Here is a 21543-nt window from a genome sequence, read left to right as displayed (position 1 = left end):
CTCCTTATCCCCTCATTGCTCCCAATTGATCTTAGCTAAAATTATACTCTGTTTGGCATTTTTGGTAGAGTAGATTTTCTTTCCATTTCATAACAAAAAGAAGCGGATCTGCTCCGCCTCTTTTTCTTCCCTATTTTCTTACTCCTGAATACTCACCTTGCCGCCATCTGCAAGCAGCGTCTGTCCTTTTACCACGACTTTATCTCCATTCGCTAGGCCGGATACTACTTCAATCAACTCGCTTGTCGAGTTGCCCGTTGACACTTCCACTTGCTTGGCTATTTCCCCTTCCAGCTTGAACACGTATTGTCTGCCTTCACGCTCAAATACGGCCTTGCGAGGAATAACCAGTGACTTCGCTCCATCTGAGCTTTGCGGGAAGGTAACATTCACGACCATATCCGACTTCAATTCATGAGAAGCATTCGGGATTGTGATTTCTACTGGATAGGCTTTGAGCTGCGAATCCATGACCGGACTAATCGCCGTTACATTTGCATCAATCGTTTTACCTGTAGACTGCACGTTTACTTTGACGACTGTTCCTACTTTTACTTTCGTCACATCTGCTTCAGACAAATTCGCTTTGACCACAAGTGGATTCGTTTTAACGACGGTCACAATAGGTTGCTGGCCTGCCATCTGCCCTACTGCTCCGGTCACGCTTGCGACAAATCCGTCGATGGGGGAGACAACCTTTGCATTCGCCAGTTGCTCACGAGCATTTTGCAGTCTGACCTCGGACTCAGTGACACTCGCTGCCGATACTTGCACACCCGTTTTTTGTTTCGCGCCTTGCAGCTTCTGCTTTGCGTTATCATACGAAATCTGGGCTTTTGTGAGTGTTGTATTTACCTCTTCCATTTTCTCAGTAGCAATCGCTCCCTCTGCGAGCAGTTTCTGATTACGCTGTTGATTCAGTTTGGCGTCAGCAAGCGCTCGTTCTGCTTCCGTCAAATCATTTTGTGCTTCCACCAAGCTCTGGTTAGAGGTGCTGCCTGCTTGGGTTAAGTTCGCTTTTGCCACACGGAGAGCTGCTTCTTGCTCTCTTACACTGTTAGACAACTCATTCGTATCGAGTGTAAACAATAATTGTCCTTTTGTTACGGCCTGACCCAGCTTTACTGGGAGTGATGCAATTTTCCCGCTAGTTTTTGGTGACATTTGGACTTCTTCACTTGGTGCCAATTTTGCAGTCAGTCCAGCCTCCGATGTGACCACGCCTTGTGCGACCGTTGCAACCTGTACAGGGGTAACCGTTTCTGCTGGTGGGGCAGCAGTCGTCGCTGCATCCTCCTGGCTTGCGCAGCCTGTGATCAAGGTTAGGGAAAGTAACGCCACAATCGCGATTCTTTTATTTATGATCATGAATGGTTCCTCCTCTTTTCTCATGCATTTGTCGATTCTAACGTGGTAGTAATTTTCTTTTCCTGCTTTTGCTTGCGCTTGTTGCGTCTCTTTTGTCCCATCTCATCAAACCATACGGTAACCACAGGTACGAGTATGAGCGTGATCATGGTGGAGAAAATCAAGCCATACATGACGGTAGTAGCCATGGGCGCTTGCAGTTCTAAACCAGACCCAGCAGCAACGGAAAGCGGAGCAATGGCCATAATCGTCGTGAGGGTTGTCATCAAAATCGGACGCAGACGAGCAGGTCCTGCATGTAAAATCGCTTCATGTAGCTCCCAACCTTTTGCACGCAACTGATTGATCAAATCGATTAACACAATTGCATTGTTCACGACCAGACCGATCAGCAAAATGTACCCAATCAAAACAGATACGGTAATAGGTGTTCCTGTAAACAAAAGCCCCAATATGACCCCAGTAAGACTCGGAGGAACCGAGAACATGATGATAAATGGACTGAAAAGTGATTCAAACTGAGCAGCCATGACCATGTACACAAGCACGACGGACAAGATGATCGCGAGACCCAGATTCACAAAAGAATTTCCCATATCCTCGCTCTGTCCGCCCATTTCGATGGTGTAGCCGTCCGGAACATTCAGCTTATTGATGATATTCGTAACCTCCGTCGCGGCCGCTTGCAGGTTATCCCCGATAAAATCGCTTGTGACATTCACTTCGCGCGTCATGTTTTTGCGCTCAATCGATGGTGGTACTTCGACTTTGCTAATGGTCGCTACGGAAGTGAGGCTAATTTGAGCACCCGTTGGCGTGGAGATGCGCAGGTTCTTCAAGTAATTGATATCTTCCTTATAGTCTTTAGGCAGCTTGAGATTGATATCAATTTCATCTTCGCCCGTACGATACTGGGTAACCGTTTGACCTTGGAAAGAAGTTCGCACAGCAGAAAGAATTTCATTTGTTGTCAATCCGTACAAGCTCGCCTTCTCTGTATTGACCTTCACATCGAACTCCTGACTCATTTCCTGAACACTGGTAGATACGTTCATCGTTCCCGGTACCTTGGCTACTTCTCCTTTCACAATCTCGCTCAGTTCCGTTAAGACGTCCAGATCATCTCCGCGAATTTCAATCGAGATGGCTGCTCCGCCCCCCATACCACCGGAAAGGGATTTCACCTTGATATCTGCTCCTGCTATATGCTTGACTTGCTCTTGCAGGCCCACAGCAATTGCCTCTGTCGATCGCTGTCTCGTAGTAATCTCTCCTACGTGCAGTTCGATCGTTGCGTTATGAGAAGTAGATGCACCACTCTCTGAAATACCGTCGCCACCCCCGACCGAGGACTTGACCAATTTCTTTTCTGGCACTTGATTGACCACTTCTTCTACTTGCTTCATTACTTTTTCTGTTTCCGTCAAGACAGTACCCTTCGGCAGCTTGATCTCTACTTGGATTACTCCTTGGTCCATATCCGGGAAAAATCCTGCTCCGAGAGTGGGAACTAGCATCAATGAGCCAATCAACATGGCAAAAGCAGATCCAATCACGGTTTTTCGATGACCCAATGCCCATTTGAGAACCCTTTGATAGCCCTTTTCCACCTTATGGAATCCGATGTTAAACCAGGTTAGTGGATTGAAGCCTCGATAGTTTTCATGATTTGTATGCTCAGGGACAGTTTTTAACAGGCGAGCACTCATCATTGGAACCAGCAAGAAGGTGAAAACGAGTGCTGCGATGTGTGAGAAAACGACCGTCAATGCCAACGGTGCGAAAAGCTCAGCAACAATACCCTCTGTCAGTGCAATCGGTAAGAATACGCAAATTTGTGCCAATGCGGATGCCATCACCGCGGTTCCTACCTCTTTGGAACCAACCAATGCCGCTTCCATCATGCCTTTGCCTTGTTCCCGCTGACGGAAAATGTTTTCCAGCATAACAACCGCGAAGTCCACTAATGATCCCAATCCGAGCGTGAGACCTGCCAGGGAAATCAGGTTGATTGTTTGACCTGTCATATACATCAAGAGGAAGGTTGAGATGATCGATACAGGCAGGACAATGACCGCGATTAGCATAGACGACAGACTGCCCAAGAAGAAGAACAGCATGAGTACGCCAATCGCACCACCTGCCAAAGCATGTACTACCGTGTTGTCCACGGAACTCTGGATATAGGTAGAGGTATCGAAAACGATACTTGTTTCTACATTTGCTGGAAGCGTGCTATTAATCTTCTCCAGCTCAGCCTTTACGTCTTTTGCGATTTTGATTGTATTGCCGCCTGTGCCTTTCATCACGGAAATTCCCAGGCTTGGCTTTCCATCAATGTAGCTCAGATTGGTCACTTCTTTGATGGTGTCTGTTACGTTGGCAATATCACTCAATCGGATGAAGCTACCACCGACAGAGATCGGCGTGAGTGCAATGGTGTCCACATTGGTGAATTCTCCTTGCACGCGAATACTGGTCTTTGCGTCACCTTCCCGTATCGCACCAGCTGATCCGGATACATTGCTGTTTTCTAATGCTGCCTTTATTTGATCCAATGTCAGTCCATAGGCTGCTAGTTTGGCTGGGTCCACGATGATATCGACAATTCGCTCTTGCCCACCAGTGACCGTGACAGAAGCAACACCGTTAATTCGTTCCAAGCGGGCCTTAATTACATCATCCGCGATTTTTTTCAGTTTGTTGACATCTTGATCGCCAGTTACAGCCAGATCAATGATCGGTTGGCTTGTCGGATCAAATTTCAACACCCTTGGTGAACCAGCTGATTCAGGCAAGCTCCCTCGGACTAAATCTACTTTATCTCGCATATTCAGTGTGGCTTGATCCATGTCTGTTCCCCACTTGAAGTGGAGGATGACCGAGGAGGAGCCGTTCACAGAGGTTGATGTGACCTTGTCTAAATTCGGAACCGTGCCTAGTGCATTTTCGATCGGCTTGGTAACCAGCTTCTCTACCTCAGCTGGAGCCGCCCCCTCCACAGAGGTAACAACTACGGCGACCGGAGAAGTCAGCGATGGCATCAATTCAATAGCCAAGCGAGGAAAGGTAACCAAACCAAAAATGAAGATGGCTACGGATATCATAATCATCGTGACCGGACGTTTAATGGACAGTTCTGATAGATTCAAAATTTTCTCACCTCTTCGTTTGTAAGGAGCTCAGCGTATCAGCTCAGTATTTCCTTCTCCAAAATAAGCTCGCGCAAGGAATGCAGCGAAGCAGGTGTGCAAGCACTTCCTTCTTGACACGTCCAATTCGCTGGTACACGCTCCGTCAATGCTGCCCACACAATTCTCCGATCCGATTTATCACGAAATCTGCGCACCAAGTTCATCTGTTCCAGCCGACTAATTAAACCTGAGGTCGTACTATAGGAAAGATCAATCGCCTTGCTGATTTCTCCCATTGTTTTCGGGCTGATCGCAATTTGCTCCAGAATGAGAACTTGTTGCCAGGTGATATCACTTGAATCCAATGCTTGCATGGAAAGCGTGGAAAATACGGTGCTCGTTTCTCTTAGAATCTTCGCTAACTGAAACAGTTCGTTCATAAAAGCCTCCTACCCATTCTCTATTTTTCGGACTATCGTTTGGGATGTTCCCCTCCATAGATCAAATTGTACTTATACGATTCGTCCCCGAAGTCTATCAGGTAGTCAAAATGTGGAATTTGATTTTATCTATCCAGAGATAGAAGACCGTACACCCGGAGATAGACGACAGCGCATGCTAAAATGAAACTATAATGGGTACGTATACCAAGAAAGGAGGTTGTCTTCTTGAACGCTTCAGCTGCATCTTTCCGCTCCCGTTTCCTGCTCATTTGTTTTTTTGTATTGATCTCATTTTTTCTTATTCCAAGTGCATACATTCATGAGCCCACCATTCCATTTATCATCTCGATGATCATCATCTTCTGCTTCCTGCTGATGTTTCTCAGACCCAAAAAGAATTGGAAACCATTTCAAAAAGACATCGCCATTATCGTTATTGGTACCGTGTCATTTATAAAGGTTCTATATGTAGGGCAAGAGGTCGGTCTATCCTTGCCATTGGTAGCATTTATTGGATTCCATATCCTTGAACGCCGAGCATTGTACTATGCGATTTTTTTTGGTGCATGCTCCTTTTCTTACATGTTCTTTCAAAAAGACTATATGTTTGAGGAGGTTATCGGCTATGTCGTGACCTATGTCGGATGGTATCTCGGCGCACGAGGACTATCTCTTCAAAATCAAGCAAAGGAATCGAGTCAGCAGCATCTGAAACAATTGCAAGAGGCGCATGTTGGACTCCAGGAAGCTCATTCTGAACTTCAAGAGGCCTCTGTGAATACACTTCGTGCCGCTGTCCTTGAGGAGAGGACCCGAATCGCCCGCGATGTTCACGACGCCTTGGGACACAGTCTCACATCGTTAATCGTTCAATTGAATGCTTTGAAATACATGCTGCAAGGAGGACCGAGTGACGCACAGGAGGCTGTCCGAGACATGCTTACGGTATCTAAGCAAAGCCTCGATGATATACGCTCGTCTGTACATACATTGGCTGCAGACAAATCCTCTCTGGGAATCACACCACTGCGTATACTCTTATCACGAGCCCAGCAGCATACTGACATCAAAATGCAGCTGATCAGTCCCAATCCAGACATTCCTCTCTCTCAGCAGATGACTATTACGCTTTACCGGATTCTCCAAGAAGCGATTACCAATTCCATACGACATTCTGATGCAACAGAAATTTTCATCACGATTGAAAAAAAGCAAAACTACCTATTCCTGGCCATTTGGGACAATGGGAATATGACGAATCATCATCAAATCAAGCTCGGCTCTGGTTTAACAGGTATCGTAGAACAAACCAAGGAATTAAACGGAGACCTTTCCTATTCCATTCGAGAGCCCCACGGCTTTCAAATTGACATCAGCTTTCCGCTTTGATAAACAAATAGCGATAATACGGAGGAATGCCAGCATGGAAAATCAAAACAAAAAAGAGACCATTCGTGTGGTCCTGGTCGATGACCAAACGATGATCCGCCAAGGATTGGGATATGTCATCAAAATGCAGAAGGATATGGAAGTAAGCGGGGAGGCTTCCAATGGAGAAGAAGCCGTGAAGATCGTAGGGGAAATCATTCCTGATGTAGTCTTAATGGATGTACAAATGCCGAATATGTCAGGAATCGATGCAACACGCGAAATCACTCGACTCCATCCTTCTATAAAAGTATTAATCCTCACTACATTTGACACGTACGATTACATCGTAGACGGTATTCGCGCTGGTGCTGTCGGCTATATGCTAAAGGATTCCGATTCACAGGATATGCTGGACCTCATTCGTAGGGCCCATCAGGGAGAGGCACTGTTCTACACGGCTACAGCTGCCAAGGCTCTCGCGGAGGTTCTACAGTTTCAACAAAAGAATCACGAGCCTGACTCTGATGCTGACTGTGACTCTGCGCTTCCACCTCTTGTCATGTTTGATCAGCTGACCGATCGAGAGCGGGACGTACTTGAGCAGCTATCCTACGGTAAACGGAACGATCAAATTGCGCAGCACCTGCTTATCTCAGGTGGAACCGTCAAGACGCATATTCATCGGATTTTACAGAAAATGGGCGTAGAAGATCGTACACAGGCAGTTGCCAAGGCGATCCGGTATAAAATCGTGAAATAAGGAAGGAAGCGCAAAAAGCCCAAGCATTTTACATGCTTGAGCGTCGCTGCTACTCGGAATAGACTGCAGCTATTCTACACTCCGTTCCTTTTCGATTTCTACTTCCAACAACGGCAATGTTCTGCCCGGGAAAACGGTAGATGCGATTTCTCCTACGCGCTTTGCCCCTCTCGACAAGTAAAACGGTTCTGCGTACGGGTCGCTGTGGATGGTGATGACTGGGATATCCAGCTTTTGTGCCACCTCCACCATATACTGCCACAGAGCCTTTCCGTAACCTTTTCCAACTGCCTCCGGTTCCATGAACAAATAGCCTAATAGCCACTGCTCTTGCTCTGCATCCTTTTCCAAACTCATGAAGCCTTTGATGCTACCCTCGTCCTCTAACACATATACTTCCTGCGTCTCGATATAGGCAGATGATAGTGTCAGGTCATCGCGACAGGCCTTCATGAATTCATCACTGTACCCCCAATAAGCTTTGGAGCGATAGGCTAGCTCACTCAGTTCGCTTGCTTCTTGTCCTTTACCTCTGCGGATGTTCATCTGAATCCATGCCCTCCTTTGCTACGATTTCCGCTAGCCGTTGTTTGATACCCCCTGTACAAACGCCGCCGTGATAGGCAATCACTGTCTCTATATCGAACTCGAGCAGTTTGCGGATCGATTGCAGAGCTGTCGGTTGATCTGGCGTGAATTCGGGATTGAAGGGCATCAGTACCCCATCTTGTGCTGTAAGGGCGTCTCCTGAAATCAACGTCTTGCTGGGAATATGATACAAAGAGATGTGATCGGGGGAATGACCAGGCGTATAAATAACACGGATACCGCCACAGGAAGGGAGAACATCGCCATCCTGTAAGGCATGATCCACTTTTACCGGAGGGGCCAGTACCCCACTTTTGATCAAGGGTGTTTCTCCTGCCAGATACGGAATCGCTACCTCGTGAGCAACCACCTGTACGCTTCCTTTCTTTGCTGCTACTATTTCAGGCAAGCTGCCGATATGATCCCGGTCTTGATGGGTAATGATGATTTTCGTCAATTTTTCAAAAGGAATCGCTTCTTGCGCCAGTACGTTCTGAATCAGCTCCAATTGTCCGGGGATGCCTGTATCCACAAGAATGGCTTCATTCTCATCCCATAGCACTGCGGTGTGGACGACAAATGGATTGCCTCCCGCGTTCATCTCCAGTTTGATCGTTTTGATTCCTTTTGTTTGGGTCAAATCGGACACCTCCAGCATTTGCTTGAATCTGAATGTATGAATGATTCCCTAAAAGCAGGGGATAATCCTCTCCCTTCCCGTTTGTTGGTCCACAAGAATAGCCTTCAACTTGGAGAGGCTCTGCAAAAAAATGAGCCTGTAGAATCGCTTCTAAGGCTCGCTTCGCGTTTAGGGAGAGAAGTTCGTAATCCCTAATCCCTTTCCTTCAACTCATCCTGTAAAAACATCACTAAGTTATCAGCAATCTTTTCTGCGTACTCACTGACTTGCTGTTTACTCATTATCTCATAGTCTTCTTCATGATCGAACTTGACAATGGGGGTGTTATCTAACGTGTATTCTATCCCTTCTTTGCTTAGGTCAAAGCAGTAGGCATCTCCCAATGAGTTAGATGCAAAAACAATATACTTGTGTTTGGATACATCTCTTCCAGGAACCAATTCATAATTTTCTATCAGTACGTCGGCAATTGACCATATCCTTAAATCCCCTAAGTCGAATACTCTGGTTGCATTATATTGAGAAAAATAGTTCGTGAAATCTTCAGGCAAATTAAGTGACTCTAATTTTGCAATCTCTTCTTTTGAGGCTTGTACAAACTCCACACCTGTTATATGGCTAATTGTTGTCATGAGATCCTTCAACATCTGAAATGTCCCTCCTCCTTGACTACATTAAATCAATCAATTATTCATCAGTACACGGGTTGTCTCCTGCACCATATCCCGTAAAGCATGGTGACACCGTTTTTCGATGAAAATCTCTTGGTGGGGGTATCTAGTTGTAAGAAAAACGAGCCACTAGAATCGTAAAATGTACCCTATAGAGTAGACACTAAAAAAGTCACCCTATAGGGTACTTTCTTGTATAATTTTTTAAAAATGGCGATTGGGGAAACCTCATAAATGGTTAAAAAGATATTTACAGAGAATGAAATTAAGATACTCTCAAATAACCCTTATGTTAAATCTGTCAGTTCAAAAGGGATCACCTATACTGACGAATTTAGACGTTTTTTTGTAGCAGAAAATGAAAAGGGTAAACTACCAAGGGAAATATTCGAAGAATTTGGGTTCGATATAGATATGATTGGGATGAAGCGAGTTAAATCAGCAGGTAAGAGATGGCGTGCTGCTTACCGAAAAAACGGAGTATGTGGGTTAAGTGACTCCAGAAGGGGGAACTCAGGGAAATCTACTGAGAAAGAACTTACGCTAGAAGAGAAATATGCCAGGTTAGAGGCTCAAAATAATTTGTTAAAAGCGGAAAATGAGCTATTAAAAAAGATCCGATTCGCAGAAAGGAGGATGGACAAATAACCTTATCGGCTAGTCAAAAGTTTCTCCTGATTCGCATCATTATTGAAAAATACAGATTAAAAAATATGGTTCGCTATTTATGTGAGGTTGCTGGGACCTCACGTTCTGGCTACTATAATTATTTCTCTCAGAAATCTCAGGAACAAAGAAAGCAAAAAGAGAAAAAAGATGAAATCGCTAAGGAGATGGTATTAAAAGCGTTTGGTTTTAAAGGACGTTATAAAGGGGCTCGCCAAATCAAAATGACATTAGCGGGTCAATTTGACATGGTCTATAACGTAAAACGCATTCGTAGAATCATGAAGAAATATGGCATCTTGTGCCCTATCAGGAAGGCAAATCCGTATAGACGAATAATAAAAGCGACCAAAGAACACAAGGTTTTACCAAACTTATTAAACCGACAATTCAAACAAAATATACCAGGCAAAGTACTTCTGACAGACATCACGTATTTATTTTATGGCAACTCAAAGAAGGCTTATCTATCAACGATTAAGGATGGTTCAACAAATGAGATTTTAGCTTATAACGTTTCAAATCGCCTTACGTTAGATCTAGCTACTGATACCCTTTTAAAATTAAAAAGGAACAGAAAGATAAAGGTAGCAGAAGGTGCATTTATCCATTCTGATCAGGGTGCCCATTATACAAGTCCCATCTTTCAGCAACTAGTAAAAAAATATGGATTAGCCCAATCTATGTCCAGACGAGGAAACTGTTGGGATAATGCTCCTCAAGAATCGTTTTTTGGTCATTTCAAAGATGAGGCATATATTAAACCTTGTGAAACCTTGGATGAACTAAAACGTGAAATTAAGCAATACATGACGTATTACAATTACTACAGATACCAATGGAATTTAAAAAAGATGACCCCTGTACAATACAGAGATCACCTAATAAATGTTGCTTAGCCCTTTTTTAAAAGTGTCCTTTACAAAGGGTACATTTTATCGCTTCTACGGCTCGCTTCGCGTTCAGGGAGAGCTTTGTCCCCCCTAAATTTTTTGCTATTTTCCAAAACACCACTTTTACAGCAGCCTCAACAAGGACAACCGTTTTTCCCCACTTACTTTGCTTCCTTCTGACGATAGACTTCCTTCCCTTCAACCAAGGTCAGCACGACTTTCGCATCCTTGATTTGAGTGGCTGGAATTTTAAACAAGTTTTTATCGAGCACGATCAGATCTGCCTTCTTGCCGACTTCGATCGAGCCTGTGATGTCATCCACGTGGTTGGCGTAAGCACCATCAATCGTGAAGCTGGCGATCATTTCTGCAAGCGTCGCACGCTCGTCTGGGTTGGCAATTTTGCTCGGATCGGTTACACCCTCCTCGATCCGGGTAATGCCTTGTTGAATGCCGTGCAATGGATTGAATTCTGGCGTTACGATGTAGTCAGACGAAGAAGCTACATGCACCCCTTTTTTCAGGAAGCTCTTCATCGGGTATTCTTTTTCTGCGCGTTCGTGGCCCAAGTACGGTACTTCGATCTCATCGTAGTAGCCCTCTTCCTGCATAAACCAGAATGGCTGCACGATTCCGACTGCACCCAGCTTTTTGAAGCGCTCGATGTCTGTTTCATTGACAAGTTGCAAGTGAACAAGTGAGTGGCGAGCATCATGCTTGCCATTTTGTTTCTCAGCGAGCTCCATACCGTCTAGTGCAATGCGGGTAGAAGCATCCCCGATGGAATGGATGTGCAGTTGGAAGCCTGCCTTGTCTACTGCGGCTGCTGTTTGATTGTAAACCTCTGGCTTCCAGATTAATTCTCCGTTTGTTTCCTTATGGACATACGGCTTTTCCAAGTAAGCTGTGGCGCCTTCTACAACTCCATCCAAAAAGATTTTGACGGCGTTCACCTGAAATAGCGGATTTTGATTACGCTCACGGATTTTTACGAATTCTGCTATCTGCTCAGGTCCTTTTTCTGGATTCGCTGTCAACGCATTGCGGAAGCGGATGGTCAGCTTGTCCTCTTTCGCGAGCTCCTCGTACGCTTCCAAGACGTTCGGATAGCGCAGCATATCCGGGTCGCGCACTGTCGTTACACCGCGTTCAACTGCTTTTTCCTGGTAAGCTTCAATTCCGGACTTGTATTGCTGTACGGTGTATCCCCCGATTTTTGAAAGCACCAGATTCATTGCGCTTTCACGCAAGGTTCCAGATGGTTCTCCTGTTTTCGGATCGCGCTCGATAATGCCGCCTTCAGGGTTTGGCGTGCCCTTCGTGATTCCAGCCAGCTTCAATGCTGCCGAGTTCACCCACAAAGAATGTCCATCGTCGGAGGTCAGCGCGATTGGAGTCGTTGGTACGATTTTATCCAATACTTCCTTTCGCGGACCAATACCAGGCACTACCGGATTGCTCCAGCCGCGTCCTTGCAGTGCTGGTTCGTTCGGATGCTCCTTTACAAATTTCCCGATGGTCGCAACGTATTCCTCGACAGAGCCTCCGTCAAACAAATCAATGGAGTAAATGAGTCCCGTCGTTTTGCTTGCATGCGTATGACTGTCAATAAAGCCCGGCAATACCATTTGGCCTTTCAGATCGATTACTTTCGTATTCTTGCCGATGTGTGCTTTCGCATATTCATCTGCGCCGACAAAGACAATTTCATCACCGCGAATGGCCACGGCCTCTGCCCAGCTGTTCTTATTGTCCACTGTGTAGACCGCACCGTTCGTTAATACGACATCTGCTGGCTGTTTTGTCCCTTGGGCGGCAAAAGCCGACATCGGGCACATCAGCGCTGTAGCGAGCAATGCACTGGTTAATTTTTTCCCAAACACGTTAAAATCCCACCTATCTATTTATCTAAGATGAAAAGAATGCCAAAACTGATTGTAGCATCGCAACTCTGAAAATTCCATGAAGTCCGGTCGAAAAGTAGTATTTTTCCCCGATTTATGACGAAATTGATCACATAATGACTACCTGAATTGGTCAAATTGGTAAAAGGTTAATTTGACTCTCCTTCATGAATCGATGTATACTCATAAATGTTTTATGGGGTAAACATTTAACTCCATATATAATTAAGCAGTAAAAACAGGAGAGGGTACAATGCAAAGCCAAAACAATTTTGAAGAACTTTATATACAACTCCAACGAAAGGTTTCGGCAGAGTCACACAAGCGTCTGGACCCACTCGTATCAGGATCACAAGCGATGCTTTTGCGAATTCTAGATATGAGCGGCCCGCAGAAGGCATCTTCTATTGCAGAACGTATGAATATTACCCCCGGAGCCGTTACGAGTCTCGCTGATAAATTGATTGCTTGCGGCTATGCCACCAGAAATCGTGACAGTACGGATCGCCGCGTCGTGCAACTGGACATAACCGATCAAGGAAAAGATATCCTACGGCAATACAAAGCCGTGGTGAGGAGTACGATTGAACAGTTTTTTGCAGGCGTGTCTGATGAAGACAAACAGCACTTAGTCCGCATCTATCAACTAGTTCTGAAGAATATAGATCAACAAAGAGAGGAGCATTAAGATTGCAACAGCTAACAGAGAAAAAGAAAGTGACGATTATGATCGCGATTATTACGGCCATGTTTTTCGCCGCGATCAACCAAACCATTATCGGGGTAGCCATGCCGCGTATTATTTCGAAGCTGGGAGGCATGGATTACTATTCGTGGGCGATTACGATTTATTTGCTGACCTCAACCGTCGCTTCTGTGCTGGTTGGGAAGCTCTCCGATATATATGGAAGAAAACCGTTTATTTTGACGGGCATCGCGTTGTTTAGTATCGGAGCCTTGTTATCCGGGTTTTCTACCGATATTTTTCAACTGATTACGTATCGTGGCATTCAAGGGGCGGGTGCCGGGATCATCATGTCCACTGCTTTTACCGCAATGGGTGATCTGTATGAGCCTCGCGAGCGCGCCAAATGGGGCGGAATCATGAGTGCCGTCTTCGGTGTATCCAGTGTGCTTGGTCCTCTGATGGGCGGCTATATCGTCGACCATCTCGACTGGCATTGGGTGTTCTGGATCTTCTTGCCGATTGGCGTGATTGCCTTTCTGTTGATCATGATTCATTTCCCAAAAGTACCGAAGCAAGAAGGAGAGTCTGTCGACTACTTCGGCTCGCTGTTCCTGACACTCACCATCGTACCGATGCTGCTCGCCTTCTCATGGGCAGGTAATGGCCCAGGCAAACACGCTTGGGGCTCGTGGCAAATTATTGGCTTGTTTGCCTCCACAATCATTGCGTTGATCGTGTTCATTATGATTGAGAGGAAAGTAAAGACTCCCGTGCTTCCGCTGGGCTTGTTCAAAAACAGTATTTTTACTGTCTCTAATCTGGTCGGATTCTTCCTCAACGCAGGGATGATGGGCGCTATCATTTATGTGCCATTCTTTGTCCAAGGGGTCAAAGGCATCTCTCCGACGATGGCTGGTTATGTAGCGATGCCGATGTCGATTGCCATGCTCGCGACCTCTGCAATCGCCGGACAAATCATGACCAAGACGGGAAAATATAAAAAGATGGCGCTGGGTGGACTTCTCGTCATGACCTTTGGCATGGTGCTGATGTATTTCATGTCGCCAACCACACCGATTTACTTGCTCGTGATCTACATGATTATTCTCGGTTTGGGGATCGGGATTGCGATGCCAGTCTTCTCTTTGACGGTGCAAAATGCAGTCGCACCGCAGCAATTGGGTGTCGCTACAGCAACGTCGCAGCTTTTCCGCAACCTCGGTGGGACCATTGGAATTGCTGTCATGGGAACCGTCATGAGTGCCAGCATGACTGCGAAAATGACGCAACTGTCGGGAGCCATGGGTCAGGTGAACAATCCCGCAGCAGCCGATCCTGCTCTGGCAGAGAAGCTGTCGCTCTTTACGAATCCGCAAAATTTGTTGGATCAGCCGAAAATTGAAGCCACGCTGGCTAGTCTGCCACCGGATTTGCAGCCGCTGTTTACTCACATGCTGGATATGATCCGGGAAGCGATGAGCTATGGGATTACGACTACGTTTTTGACTGGGGCGATTGTAGCGGGTATAGCTGTCATCATCGCGCTGTTCCTAAAGGAAATTCCACTGCGTAGTGGGAAGATGGGACAGAAGCCGGAGGGCGAAGCAGGAAAGGCTTAATAGAGAAAAGGAAGAGGGCGCTTGTCCTCTTCCTCAGACTGAAGAGAAACCCCCTTTTGGGGGATTTCTTTTGGTATTGTTCCAGCACGAAGTGCTGAAAAAAGGATAGCCTGCACCTAACTTGCTTTCGCTAGGTGTAGTGCTATCCTTTTAATGTTTTGTACTGTTGCTGTCATCAATACTTGCTCTTGGACATTTTCGCGTCCTCGTAACCTACAATAGCGAAGCCCATGCAGTTCTTTAGCATCTGCAAAGCTTCGCTCTATGGTTTGGTATCTTAATCTATATAAATATTTCCCCGATTTACTTAAACGGTTCTGTCGAACCCATTCCTTACTCTCTTCCCAAACGTGCCTGCTTATCACCTTTTGGTGATTTTTAGATCGGGTACACTCAGAAAGCCTTGGACAAGTTTTACATATTTCTTTATTGGACTTATACATCCTGTATCCGTTTCGATCGGTAGTCGAATAAGTAAGCGTATGTTTTTGAGGACATGTGTACACATCGCACTCCAGATCATATTTAAAGCGCCATTTAGCAAAAAGACCTTTAACAGGTGTAAAGGCACGATGACCGATGACAGCAAATACATTTATATCGTGAAGTGCCTTGCAGATTGGAGTAGTTAAATAACCAGCATCTAATGCAATAGCTTCAATTGTATCCTGAAACCCAAACTTCTCGATTTGGAGATTCAGCCTATCTATGTAAGGAACGGAATCATGGACATTGCCAGCAGTGACATGGACATCGGTAATAATATTGTACTTATGATCGACAGTCCGGTGATCGAGATAGAAAAAGCCTTCGGGCTTGCTGTCTCGAACCATGTAGCCACTTTCCGGATCAGTGGTACTCATCTTGATTTCCTTTTCTTCCTTCACACCCTCTCTAGGCTTCAATCCTTTTTTCCATGTACCTCACGGTCTTCATTAATTGCTACCTCTAAATCTTTGAGATAGGCACGACTCGTTTTCTCGATGACATGCTTCTTAAATTTTCGTTTATTCGCATTTGCTTTAAGATGCGTAGAATCACTTATCAATACACGTCCAGCGACCATTCGATGCTGAATCGCCAAGCGAACAATTTCATCAAAAATCTCCTGAAAAACATTTGTATTTTTAAAACGGGTTCGACGATTCCAACTGATTGTTGTGTGATCTGGAACTCGATCTGTTAAAGAAAGGCCAAGAAACCAACGATAGGCGATATTAGTCTGGATTTCTTTTTCGAGTTGCCTCTCTGAGCGGATACCGTAAAGGTATCCAATGAAAATCATTTTAAATAAAACAATAGGATCAATGGAAGGTCTACCGTTATCCTCGCAATAATATTGACGTACTTTTTCCCGGATGAAGGAGAAATCTATATGTTTCTGGATGACTCTTAATAAATGGTCTTCTGGGACCAATTCATCAAGGCACACAAATTCGTAATGCATTTGCGGATTTTTATCATTGGAGGTAAGCACAATTATCACCTACTATAAAATGTAATTATAAGAATTATAACAAATTAACGCGGTGTCGTATTAAAACTAAGTGAAATAAAAATGGCTGTCGACTTTCTCGACAGCCTGAGGAAGAGGGCGCTTGTCCTCTTCCTTTTTTCATGGGGTATGGATTTGCTGTATGAGCCAATTTCTTGCTTCTTTTCCTGCAAGAATTTCTGGCTGCTCCAAGGTACCGATATTAATACTTATGATAGTAGCTTCTTCTAAACCGGTTACTCCTTTTAATTGCGCTCCTCTAAATAACACTTCTTCAAATGAAGAATCACGGATATCTGCATCCTTTAAATCGGCATCTCTAAAATCTGCCTGATAAAAGAGAGCATTTACTAATTTTGCCTTCCGCAAATCGACGCGCACAAACACCGTTTCGAAGCAAGAGCTTTTAACAAAGTTTGTCTTTTGTAAATTAGCATTTGAAAAGTCTGCATAAGACGCTTCGCCTTTGATGAAGATAGCGTTTTCTAAATTCGCTGATCGAAACGTAGAGGAGTATAGATGCGCTGCATAAAGATCTTTATCCTTTAGATTCATCCCGTCAAAAGTACTGGCGATCAAACGAGATTGGTCCAAAGGGTACTCTGCTACATCTATGGAGCGAAAATCTACTTCATCGACGACTAATTACAGCTCTGCTCTTCCCGTTCGGATCGCATACGCATAGTCTCTGCGCCCGTTTTCTTCCGCTCTTCTCGCTGCCTTCTCGAAATCATACGGAACCAATACATGCTCCACAAGCCACGAGCCGCCTTGCGGTTTTACCGTGACGTACTTGGCATGCGGGGTTTTCGATTCCATCGAATGCGGGTACGGCGTTTCTTCAAAATACGCAGGCAACCCGACACTCCCCGGATTTACTACGAGCTTCCCATCTGGGAGCCACACGGATTTGGGCACATGAGAGTGTCCGCAAAAAATGACTTTTTGTTGGATACCTGTCAGCTCAATCATTAGCGCATTCGCACTTTTGTCTTCTATTCCGTATGGAGCGACGTTCTCCAATAAATAGACATCATCGGCATAAGGTGTCCCGTGGCAAAATAAGAGATCATCCTGTGTCCATTGCTTTTGAAATGCCCCGATCCAGCTGAGCATTTCTTGTGTAAGCAGTGGTTTCACGTATTGGAAGGTAATTGACTCCATTTGCTCTCCCAGTAAATATCTGTCACAATTACCCATGATGTGGATGATTTCAGCTCGCTCCATCAAGAGCTCTGCTGTTTTGATCGGATCAAGCGGTCCGAATAAGGTATCGCCCAAATTCACAATGGTTTCAATTCCGCGGGAATCTATGTCGTGCAGAACAGCTTCTAATGCATAGGCGTTGCTGTGTACGTCAGAGATCACCGCGATGGAATGGTTGTTTTGGCTCAAGGTCATATACTCCTTTACGAAATTCGAAGCATCTATCTTATAGTATTACTGCAAAATTCTGTTGATTTCCTGCTTCATTTAAATGATGGCGGCGTACGTGACACATCAAGAGGATGCCCTTCTATCAAACGAAGAACGGCATCCTCTTCCTATGCCATTTTGAAAAATCATGAAAAAAGTTTGAGAGGGGTCCCCTCTCTTCATCGTCTATAGTAATGAACAGCAAAACGGTTTTGTCCGTTTTGTTTGACCACAAGCGAAAAACGTCGAGACGTTTTTCACAAAAAGGAAAGCTGCGCAGCACCTTTTTGCAAGGAGGTAACAAACATGCAGGACGATCGAGAGGTCATTGCGGAGGTTCTTCAAGGAAATAAAGAGGCTTATGCTCTGATCGTCAATAAATACAAGGGAAAAATCGCTTCGATTCTCCAGCGCACGCTCCATCATTCTCATGATGCCGAAGACATGGTGCAGGAGGTTTTTATCAAGGCGTACTACAGTCTGCCAGATTATAAACCCAATTGCTCCTTTTCTGCCTGGCTGTATCGAATCGCGATCAATCGCGGGATTGACGAGCTGCGAAAACGAAAGCGGATGCCTTCCGTAACGGAGATCGATGTCGAGGTCAAAGACGAATGTCCGATCCCAGAGGAAGATTATCTGGAAAAAGAACAGCGTCATGCTTTGCGACAGCAGATGATGACACTGGACAAGAACCATAGGGCGATTCTCGATTTGCATTATCTCCAGCACCTAAGCTACCGAGAGATCGGCAACAAACTATCTTTGTCCGTAGATACCGTGAGAATGCGCCTTTCCTATGCCAGGAAAAAGCTGCGAGACCAGCTAAGCAAGCCGGAGAAAAAAGGGGGCACCCCGCTTTGAATTGCCTTACGCAAAGACAGCTGATCGCCTACATGGAAGATCGTTTAACGCCATTGAACAAACGAAATGTCGAAAGTCACCTCGATCATTGCACACACTGCCAGCACCAACTGGAGCAATGGATCGATGAGCTGCACCAAACAGAAGAAACGATGTGGGAAAACTCCCTCTCACCAAATATGGATCAAAAGATTATTCAGATGCTCTCCCCTCATCCCGTGAGAGTATTGAACCCTGCAACCCCTTCACATCAACCACCCGCGTGGAAACAAAGGAGTATCACGATCATGAAAAGAATGACGCTTGCCGCTGCTGCACTAACCATCGTCGTTTCGGGAGGAATGCTCGTCTCCCCGACCTTTGCTAGTTATGTCCATGCTGCTTTTACGAACAGCCCAATCGGCAAGGCTGATCCTGTAGCACCTGTGAGCAATAGCTTCCTGCAAAAATTAGCGGACAAAGGAATTGCTCAAGCAGCCAAGAATGGATTCGCGCAGTCCGTTGATGTAAGTGCGACCGACCAAGGCCTCACTTTTACCGTGCATGAAGTGGTGGCTGACCCGCTGCGTATTAGCATAGCAGCTTCTTTAAAAGACAAGAACGGCAAGGCATTAGACAGCTTTATATCGGAAATGGTGAGTAGATCTAACAAAGAGCCACTTATCATCATCAAAGACAAACAAGGAAACATCCTTATACCCTCTAAGGAAAAAAATGCTCAATACCCCAATAAACAATGGGATCATTCCATGTTTGTCGATAATGGTGTTATGGTCTTGGATCGCGAGCTGCGAAGCTATTTTGATGATGTAAACAAGGTGCCAGACGAGCTGATCGTAGAGTTTAACATCAAGCAACTAGATGACATCAAGGGGAACTGGAAGCTGTCCGTACCTGTCGATATGAAAAAAGCAAAAGCAGCAATGAAGACACATGAAATTAACAAAGCCTACACGACCCCACAAGGACTCAAGCTGAACGTCAAACAAATTACGTTTGCGCCAAGCGGAGTGGAGATGGTCATTGATCGAGCCCTTGCTGCTAACGAGAATAACGCATACAGCTATGAGCTGGTTAACGACAAGGGCACAGTGGTCGCTGCTTGGGATTCGACTGCGGTTATTCATGAAGCCAACAAAAGAAGTAATGTGACAAGGGATGTGAAATGGGAGCATACTCAATCCACCGAAAGTGGAGCAAGAGACTTTCATTACTTCTATCCAATCGATGAAAGCCAAAGCCTTACCTTCAAGCTCGGGTCTGTTTATACAGAGGAATCCGCTAAGCTTAACGCCAAGTTGGACACCAATCGCCTCGAAAAGAAAGAAGGCATCACAGTGGAAGACCAGGGAGATCAGTTTACTTTCAAAAAAGATCAAAACGATCCAAACGAGGTCGTTGATTTTGAAGGCTATGACGGCCATCACCGCGTGAACGACGATGGAACTACCACGAAATTAGAAGGCTACCACCTGGCGTTCGAGGCAACTCTCGCTCCAGATGCTGCCGCTATGGGTCCCTATCAATACTGGACCATTACAGACGAGACCGGGAAAAAGTACGAAGACATCCAGTACTTAATCGATAAGACTGAGTATGAAAATGATCGGGCGATTTTTGGAGGTGTGATCTTCTTAGAAAACCTCACAACCCTGCCAAAGCAATTGATCATTTCATCCGAGAAACGAATGGCTGAACACAAAAATGTAGAGTGGGAAGTACCAATTTACTCCGGAAAATAAGGGCTCTTCATACGCAAAAGGCTGGTGGTACACATCGTACCGCCAGCCTCTTTTTCACGCGATATATTCCTGCTGCAAAATTCCCATGTGGACAATATCATGCCATTTCCCCTCTCGAAACAAAAACTGCCGCGAGATTCCCTCTTGCTTGAATCCGAGCCTCTCATATAGCTTGATCGCCCTTTCGTTAAAAGAAAAAACACGCAGCGATACCCGATGCAGATTCATTTCCAAGAATGCATAATCCAGCAGCAGCTTCATCGCTTCTCGTCCATACCCCTTTCCCCAATACTCCTTCTCCCCAATATCGATGATGCATTCCGCATTGCGGTTTTTCAGGTCGATTTGGATGAGAGAAGTAATCCCGATCGGTCGATTGGTTTGGCTGTCTACGATCATATAGCTCTTCGAGGAGCTTCCATGCAGAATGACCTGATTCACAAACCCGTTCGTATCTTCCCACGTATAGACGTCCATGGACGGATTCGTTGTCCGCATGACTTCTTCGTCATTTCTCCACCTGTGGTAGACGTCCACGTCCTCCCCCGTCATTTTTCTCAAATAGATTCTCTCTGTTTGAAACAACATTCGTACCCTCCTTATTGAGTTGGTCCCAGCATCGCTCTCAAAGAAAACAACAGTGCTTCCATCTGCACAGACACCTTCGTTTTCTCTGGGCCCAAATGCGCGGTATCCAGCATCAGTCCATCGATAACCGAGATGAAATAGCGAGCGATTGCCTCAGGTGGTAGCTGTGGCTTGAACTCACCTGTCGCTGTCCCATGTGCGAAGAAAGCTGTCAACACATCCACCATTTTTTCATAGCGAGTCGTGATGTATGGATAGCTCTGTTGCTTTTGCTGATCCTTCAGTGACAGGAAAAACTCTGAGTTGGCTTTGGACAGTGTTTGTTCGATTTTCTCGATCTCGCCCTGTTGCTTGTTAACCCATTTGATGATTTGCTGCCAAGACTTTTCGCCAGCAACAGGCGCGAAAAATTGTGCATCCTGTTGATCCTTGAATTGCAGCAGCTCCAAATATAAGTGCTCCAGGTTATCAAAGTAGGCATACAAGGCTCCTCGTGATACGCCAGCCTCGTCCATGACGTCTTGCATGGTGGCCCGTGTGTAGCCTTTTGTGATGAACACACGTTTTGCCGCTTGCAGCAGTTCGATTTTCTTTTTGGTTTTGTATTCGTCGCTTACTTTTGGGGCCATGGGGGTTTGGGTCTGCCTCCTTTAAGCAAAATATACATGAGTGTCGTTTTTCTTCGTAACAAAA

Annotated in this window: 19 protein-coding genes; 7 read left to right on the top strand and 12 right to left on the bottom strand. The window is 45.4% G+C overall.

Features of this window, described 5'->3' with window-relative positions; genetic code table 11:
* Window positions 1-138 precede the first annotated feature (138 nt).
* From ACUUHJ_RS04520 to ACUUHJ_RS04510, 3 genes are read right to left on the bottom strand one after another with little or no spacing between them, the layout of a single operon-like run.
* Window positions 139-1368: an efflux RND transporter periplasmic adaptor subunit gene (locus ACUUHJ_RS04520; RefSeq protein ID WP_289676182.1), complete on the bottom strand. Its 1230-nt coding sequence runs from the start codon at window positions 1366-1368 to the stop codon at window positions 139-141.
* 20 nt (window positions 1369-1388) lie between these two features.
* Window positions 1389-4520, bottom strand: coding sequence for an efflux RND transporter permease subunit (locus ACUUHJ_RS04515; RefSeq protein ID WP_472298352.1), 3132 nt, complete (start codon window positions 4518-4520; stop codon window positions 1389-1391).
* A 38-nt stretch (window positions 4521-4558) separates the two neighbouring features.
* Complete coding sequence (locus tag ACUUHJ_RS04510; RefSeq protein ID WP_173610552.1) at window positions 4559-4942, bottom strand: MarR family winged helix-turn-helix transcriptional regulator; 384 nt, start codon at window positions 4940-4942, stop codon at window positions 4559-4561.
* A gap of 228 nt (window positions 4943-5170) precedes the next feature.
* Here ACUUHJ_RS04510 and ACUUHJ_RS04505 point away from each other — a divergent pair, with 228 nt between their 5' ends.
* Both ACUUHJ_RS04505 and ACUUHJ_RS04500 read left to right on the top strand, forming a co-directional pair.
* Complete coding sequence (locus ACUUHJ_RS04505; RefSeq protein ID WP_289676180.1) at window positions 5171-6334, top strand: sensor histidine kinase; 1164 nt, start codon at window positions 5171-5173, stop codon at window positions 6332-6334.
* 34 nt (window positions 6335-6368) lie between these two features.
* The gene (locus ACUUHJ_RS04500) at window positions 6369-7076 is read left to right on the top strand and encodes a response regulator transcription factor (RefSeq protein ID WP_087350744.1); all 708 of its coding nucleotides are present in this window, start codon (window positions 6369-6371) and stop codon (window positions 7074-7076) included.
* 69 nt (window positions 7077-7145) lie between these two features.
* Here ACUUHJ_RS04500 and ACUUHJ_RS04495 read toward each other — a convergent pair whose 3' ends face one another.
* The 3 genes from ACUUHJ_RS04495 to ACUUHJ_RS04485 form a co-directional block, all read right to left on the bottom strand.
* Window positions 7146-7622, bottom strand: a complete 477-nt coding sequence (locus tag ACUUHJ_RS04495) for a GNAT family N-acetyltransferase (RefSeq protein WP_472298351.1) — start codon at window positions 7620-7622, stop codon at window positions 7146-7148.
* The gene (locus ACUUHJ_RS04490; RefSeq protein WP_472301139.1) at window positions 7603-8313 is read right to left on the bottom strand and encodes an MBL fold metallo-hydrolase; all 711 of its coding nucleotides are present in this window, start codon (window positions 8311-8313) and stop codon (window positions 7603-7605) included. The genes ACUUHJ_RS04495 and ACUUHJ_RS04490 overlap by 20 nt, the downstream gene beginning before the upstream one ends.
* Before the next feature lie 182 nt (window positions 8314-8495).
* The gene (locus ACUUHJ_RS04485) at window positions 8496-8951 is read right to left on the bottom strand and encodes an SMI1/KNR4 family protein (RefSeq protein ID WP_472298350.1); all 456 of its coding nucleotides are present in this window, start codon (window positions 8949-8951) and stop codon (window positions 8496-8498) included.
* 258 nt (window positions 8952-9209) lie between these two features.
* Here ACUUHJ_RS04485 and ACUUHJ_RS04480 point away from each other — a divergent pair.
* A protein-coding gene (locus ACUUHJ_RS04480; protein WP_472298349.1) for an IS3 family transposase occupies window positions 9210-10540 on the top strand; the annotation gives its coding sequence in 2 pieces (ribosomal slippage) (window positions 9210-9597 and window positions 9597-10540; 1332 coding nt in all).
* 155 nt (window positions 10541-10695) lie between these two features.
* Here the strand turns inward: ACUUHJ_RS04480 and ACUUHJ_RS04475 are convergent.
* The gene (locus ACUUHJ_RS04475; RefSeq protein WP_472298348.1) at window positions 10696-12417 is read right to left on the bottom strand and encodes an amidohydrolase; all 1722 of its coding nucleotides are present in this window, start codon (window positions 12415-12417) and stop codon (window positions 10696-10698) included.
* Window positions 12418-12691: 274 nt separating this feature from the next.
* Between ACUUHJ_RS04475 and ACUUHJ_RS04470 the strand changes: the two genes are divergently transcribed.
* On the top strand, window positions 12692-13126 hold the full coding sequence (locus tag ACUUHJ_RS04470) for a MarR family winged helix-turn-helix transcriptional regulator (RefSeq protein ID WP_289676173.1): 435 nt from the start codon (window positions 12692-12694) through the stop codon (window positions 13124-13126).
* A 2-nt stretch (window positions 13127-13128) separates the two neighbouring features.
* A complete protein-coding gene (locus tag ACUUHJ_RS04465; protein ID WP_199928713.1) occupies window positions 13129-14745 on the top strand; it encodes an MDR family MFS transporter in 1617 nt (538 codons plus the stop codon).
* Between the two features lie 116 nt (window positions 14746-14861).
* Here the strand turns inward: ACUUHJ_RS04465 and ACUUHJ_RS04460 are convergent.
* From ACUUHJ_RS04460 to ACUUHJ_RS04450, 3 genes are all read right to left on the bottom strand, one after another.
* Window positions 14862-16192 (bottom strand): IS1182 family transposase gene (locus ACUUHJ_RS04460; protein WP_472301122.1). Its coding sequence is split into 2 segments (ribosomal slippage): window positions 14862-15652 and window positions 15652-16192, totalling 1332 coding nucleotides; the frame shifts between segments, so codons are not numbered across the junction.
* Window positions 16193-16360: 168 nt separating this feature from the next.
* Window positions 16361-16834, bottom strand: a complete 474-nt coding sequence (locus ACUUHJ_RS04455; RefSeq protein WP_472298347.1) for a pentapeptide repeat-containing protein — start codon at window positions 16832-16834, stop codon at window positions 16361-16363.
* Window positions 16835-16885: 51 nt separating this feature from the next.
* A complete protein-coding gene (locus ACUUHJ_RS04450; protein WP_289676169.1) occupies window positions 16886-17641 on the bottom strand; it encodes a metallophosphoesterase family protein in 756 nt (251 codons plus the stop codon).
* A 321-nt stretch (window positions 17642-17962) separates the two neighbouring features.
* On the opposite strand from ACUUHJ_RS04450, the gene ACUUHJ_RS04445 reads away from it, so the two are divergent.
* Together ACUUHJ_RS04445 and ACUUHJ_RS04440 are read left to right on the top strand one after the other, a co-directional pair.
* Window positions 17963-18520, top strand: coding sequence for an RNA polymerase sigma factor (locus tag ACUUHJ_RS04445; protein ID WP_472298346.1), 558 nt, complete (start codon window positions 17963-17965; stop codon window positions 18518-18520).
* Window positions 18517-20262, top strand: coding sequence for a DUF4179 domain-containing protein (locus tag ACUUHJ_RS04440; RefSeq protein WP_472298345.1), 1746 nt, complete (start codon window positions 18517-18519; stop codon window positions 20260-20262). Before ACUUHJ_RS04445 ends, ACUUHJ_RS04440 begins: the two co-directional genes overlap by 4 nt.
* A gap of 54 nt (window positions 20263-20316) precedes the next feature.
* Here ACUUHJ_RS04440 and ACUUHJ_RS04435 read toward each other — a convergent pair whose 3' ends face one another.
* Complete coding sequence (locus tag ACUUHJ_RS04435; RefSeq protein ID WP_289676166.1) at window positions 20317-20850, bottom strand: GNAT family N-acetyltransferase; 534 nt, start codon at window positions 20848-20850, stop codon at window positions 20317-20319.
* Window positions 20851-20861: 11 nt separating this feature from the next.
* The gene (locus tag ACUUHJ_RS04430; protein WP_289676165.1) at window positions 20862-21479 is read right to left on the bottom strand and encodes a TetR/AcrR family transcriptional regulator; all 618 of its coding nucleotides are present in this window, start codon (window positions 21477-21479) and stop codon (window positions 20862-20864) included.
* Window positions 21480-21543 lie beyond the last annotated feature (64 nt).

It is taken from the genome of Brevibacillus schisleri (assembly GCF_055685845.1).
The sequence above is the reverse complement of the archived record's forward strand: the minus strand, read 5'-3'. Positions and strand labels throughout refer to the sequence as shown.

Excerpts from the sequence above, each read along its gene's own strand:
- ACUUHJ_RS04520 (WP_289676182.1), bottom strand. The coding sequence starts at position 1,368 with ATGATCATAAATAAAAGAATCGCGATTGTGGCGTTACTTTCCCTAACC.
- ACUUHJ_RS04510 (WP_173610552.1), bottom strand. The coding sequence starts at position 4,942 with ATGAACGAACTGTTTCAGTTAGCGAAGATTCTAAGAGAAACGAGCACC.
- ACUUHJ_RS04500 (WP_087350744.1), top strand. The coding sequence starts at position 6,369 with ATGGAAAATCAAAACAAAAAAGAGACCATTCGTGTGGTCCTGGTCGAT.
- ACUUHJ_RS04495 (WP_472298351.1), bottom strand. The coding sequence starts at position 7,622 with ATGAACATCCGCAGAGGTAAAGGACAAGAAGCAAGCGAACTGAGTGAG.
- ACUUHJ_RS04485 (WP_472298350.1), bottom strand. The coding sequence starts at position 8,951 with ATGTTGAAGGATCTCATGACAACAATTAGCCATATAACAGGTGTGGAG.
- ACUUHJ_RS04470 (WP_289676173.1), top strand. The coding sequence starts at position 12,692 with ATGCAAAGCCAAAACAATTTTGAAGAACTTTATATACAACTCCAACGA.
- ACUUHJ_RS04450 (WP_289676169.1), bottom strand. The coding sequence starts at position 17,641 with ATGACCTTGAGCCAAAACAACCATTCCATCGCGGTGATCTCTGACGTA.
- ACUUHJ_RS04445 (WP_472298346.1), top strand. The coding sequence starts at position 17,963 with ATGCAGGACGATCGAGAGGTCATTGCGGAGGTTCTTCAAGGAAATAAA.
- ACUUHJ_RS04435 (WP_289676166.1), bottom strand. The coding sequence starts at position 20,850 with ATGTTGTTTCAAACAGAGAGAATCTATTTGAGAAAAATGACGGGGGAG.
- ACUUHJ_RS04430 (WP_289676165.1), bottom strand. The coding sequence starts at position 21,479 with ATGGCCCCAAAAGTAAGCGACGAATACAAAACCAAAAAGAAAATCGAA.